Genomic DNA, 2,630 nt, shown 5'->3' with positions numbered 1-2,630 from the left:
CACGCTGTACAGAAAAAGCAGAGGGCGGTAAAAAGACAGTCCATAATTATACGTATGACAAGATCGGAAACCGGACTTCTTATGAGAAGATTGAAGATGGTGTCAGCAAAGCAAAATATAATTACAAGTATAACGATTCCAACCAGCTCATCAAGCGGACCAATGCAAAGATCTGGGGCGATCCGGGAACAACCTACAGCTATGATGAAGATGGCAATCTGATTCAGGAATGCGATAAGACAAACAGTGCTGATCCGGTTACTTATGAATATACAGCAGAAAATCGTCTGGCAGTGGTAAAACAGGGTGGAACAGTCCTAATGGCAGCCATGTACGATGGAGATAACAACCGGGTATTCGAACTGGATAACACCTATAAATGGGAAGACTGTTATGGCGATGAAGTCCTGATTCCGGAGAACCAGCGTACAGAAGATGGAGACAGTCCGAAAGAACAGCTTGCATCTCTGGTAAAAGGCGGTTCAAATGCCAAAGGTTATACACTGACAGAGTATATCAACGATATCAATCGTGAGAATACAGAAGTCCTCGCAGAGTATGGAGCAGACGAGAAAATCCGTCAGACTTATACTTATGGAGAAAGTGGAATCGGAGAACGTATAAGCGTTGATAAATCCACAGAAAGCAGTTATTATTTATATGACGGAAGAAACAGCGTGACCGGAATCCTGACCGAAACAGCTAATCTGACGAACAGCTATCAGTATGATCCATACGGAAATCTTACATCAGGAACCGCAGATGGAGTCAATTATTACGGTTACAATGGGGAGTCCACAAATGTAAAAACAGGACTTCAGTATCTGCGGGCAAGATACTATAACGCAGAGAACGGAACCTTTACAACTGAAGATAGTGACCTTGGAACGACAGAAAATCCACTGACCAGAAACCGCTACGATTATACGACCAATAATCCGCTGAATTACAGTGACCCAACAGGACATTCATTATGGGGCAGGATTAAGAGTGCGGCGAAAAAAGCAGTAAAAACGGTTACAAAAGCTGCGAAGAGTGTTGCAAAAACAGTTGTCAGTGGAGTAAAATCGGCTGCTAAATGGGTGCAAAATACAGTGTCCCATCCAAAGCAGGTAATCCAACAGGCAAAAAACACCGTCAAGAAAAAAGCAAAACAGACTTATCAGAAAGTAGCATCTGCCGGATCTGGATTTGTGAAAGCGGTAAGCAATGGCGGAATACGAGGCGGTTTCAGTTATGTGGGAAATGGAGCGAAGAAAGTCTATAGCTCGTTTAAATCCTATGCAGCCGAACGAACCAGCGAGATTCGTGCAACAATTCATAAAGAAATGTGTACAACCAATAACCGTATTTCCTCTCTTTTGGGAAAAGTAGATTGGAGCGCAGTGAAAAAGGTTGTTGCAGGTGGAGTAATCCTTGGAGGTCTTGCGGCAGCAACTGTTCTTACAGGTGGAGCAGCAGCGGTGATTGCCGGAGGTGCATTAAGTGGTGCCTTGATCGGCGGAGGAACCGGAGCAGTTCTTGGTGGTATTTCAAGTGCAGCTAGCGGAGAAGGATTTATAAGTGGTGCAGCCGATGGGTTCTTATGGGGTACGATTGGCGGTGCAGTGTCAGGCGGTGTTGGAGCTGCGACAGGATCTTTGGCAAGTAGTACTGCTTCATCAGCACTGAAGAATCCATTAGCCAAGAGTGCACTTGAAAATGTGGCAGATACGGCAGTTGGAACAGTTGATGATTTAGCGCATGGTAGAGATGTATCAGTAGGAACAGTCGCAAAAGATTTTGGGACGGGGATGCTTTTATCTAGAAAAGGAATCACAGATGATTGGAAAAAGACAACCAAGGATTCTAATTTTGTAAAAAATGTAGAATCTAATGTATCTGAAAATAAACAAATGTCAATGAATTTGCAATTTTTTGCATCCAAAAAACAAGAAGCAAGTTCAGAGGTAAAATGGAATAATGGATGGAGAACACCAAACGGGAAATTTGCAAGTCCTAAAGGAAGTGAAAGGGCAGGTGGACAAGCAGAAGAAAAAGTTTGGGATGTAATAAGTAAGAAAGAGGGATGGGGAGTGAGGAAAGGTAGAATTTATACAAAAGACAATACTGGACAGGTTAGAGTATATGATGGTGCAGCAATTACCCCGGATGAGGAATATATAGGGTTAGAAGTGAAATCAGGAAAAGCTCAGAAGACGAAAGCTCAACGGGAATTTGACAACCGAATTAGTAAGAGTAATCCAGCAATAGGTGTAGGGCAGAGTGAAGGTATTACAATTACGCATAGCATAACAATAAGGAGATAGTTTATGGATAAGGATGTAAAAAATACGATTTTAAATATGGCAGAATCACAATTAGATGAAGTGCTGCAAATGAATGGATTTAAAAGAAGAAACAATTCTTTAATATATTCTCGAAAGTGTGAAGGAAGCATTCAAAAAAATAGAAATTATGTATTTTTTGCATCCTTCGTATTATAACCATGCATTAGCACATATATATCCACAATTATCGGGAAGTGCTGCAAATGAATGGATTTAAAAGAAGAAACAATTCTTTAATATATTCTCGAAAGTGTGAAGGAAGCATTCAAAAAAATAGAAATTATGTATTTTTTGCATCCT

At 41.1% G+C, this 2,630-nt stretch carries 2 protein-coding genes; both read left to right on the top strand.

The genetic code is table 11. From position 1 onward, the window contains the following. On the top strand, positions 1-2,309 hold a 2,309-nt coding region (locus tag DXB52_RS15385), incomplete at its 5' end, for an RHS repeat-associated core domain-containing protein (protein ID WP_472520518.1). A gap of 3 nt (positions 2,310-2,312) precedes the next feature. Further along, positions 2,313-2,486 carry a hypothetical protein gene (locus DXB52_RS16280; protein ID WP_181989233.1) on the top strand — a complete coding sequence of 58 codons (174 nt, stop codon included), beginning with the start codon at positions 2,313-2,315 and terminating at the stop codon, positions 2,484-2,486. The last annotated feature ends 144 nt before the right edge of the window (positions 2,487-2,630 follow it).

The sequence above is a fragment of the Ruminococcus sp. OM04-4AA genome (assembly GCF_003462585.1).
Classification (GTDB): Bacteria; Bacillota; Clostridia; order Lachnospirales; family Lachnospiraceae; genus Mediterraneibacter; species Mediterraneibacter faecis.
Note: the sequence above shows the minus strand (reverse complement) of the source record. Positions and strands in the feature narration are given on the sequence as shown.

Coding starts and splice junctions, on each gene's coding strand:
- DXB52_RS16280 (WP_181989233.1), top strand. CDS start 2,313: ATGGATAAGGATGTAAAAAATACGATTTTAAATATGGCAGAATCACAA.